Source organism: Corynebacterium sp. MSK039, from assembly GCF_030232315.1.
In the GTDB taxonomy this organism is placed as follows: Bacteria; Actinomycetota; Actinomycetes; order Mycobacteriales; family Mycobacteriaceae; genus Corynebacterium.
The window spans coordinates 1-693 of record NZ_JASPJL010000042.1; the positions used below are offsets into that span (position 1 = coordinate 1).

At 55.3% G+C, this 693-nt stretch carries 1 protein-coding gene and 1 pseudogene; both read right to left on the bottom strand.

Annotated elements, in window-relative coordinates:
* The coding region (locus tag QP997_RS09735) for an IS3 family transposase (protein ID WP_284847003.1) at window positions 1-335 on the bottom strand (335 nt) is incomplete at its 3' end.
* Window positions 332-674: pseudogene (locus QP997_RS09740) on the bottom strand (transposase). The pseudogene QP997_RS09740 and the gene QP997_RS09735, both read right to left, overlap by 4 nt.
* Between the last annotated feature and the right edge of the window lie 19 nt (window positions 675-693).

A 693-nucleotide genomic window follows, 5' to 3' on the forward strand; every position in this document is an offset into this window, starting at 1 on the left:
CTGCGAGTTGTCACAGGCAACCGGCCTTTACCTTTTCCACTGACTCCAGCAAGGCGCATCAGGCGAGCGGTTTGCTCACGGCCGATGTCGATTCCTTCACGGCGTAGAGCATGCCACATCTTGCGGATACCATAGACTGCGTAGTTTTCTTCATGGACCTCGGCAATATGCCTTGTCAGTGCGGCGTCACGAAGGCTGCGGGCACTTAATCCCCGGGCTTTTGACTGACGGTATCCGCGTGAGGAAATGAAGCCACCTTGCCGATTGCTCTTCAACGTCTGACAGATGAACTCGACTGTGAAACGATCCCGGTGTTCATCGATGAACTGGATCATTTCCGACGTTTAGGGTCGAGTTCCGACACGAAAAAAGCTGACGCGGCCTTCAATAACTCGTTAGTGTCGCGAAGCTCCTGATTCTCACGACGCAGCTTGGCCACCTCTGCAACGAGATCTTCAGGTAAAGGATCAATTGCCCTGCCTTCGCGACGGGCCGCCTGAGCCCACTGCCGGGCAGTATGCCATGAGACACCCAGTTTCGGGGCCACGATCTTGCACGCTTCCTGCATGGAGATCCCCTCCGCCAGGATGCGGTCCTCAACAAGGCGGACCACCCGATCCTTGGCATCCTGGTCAAATTTCTTCGGCATGTTCCAGATTTTCCCATCTACTCAAACGGAACAAAACCTGGGAC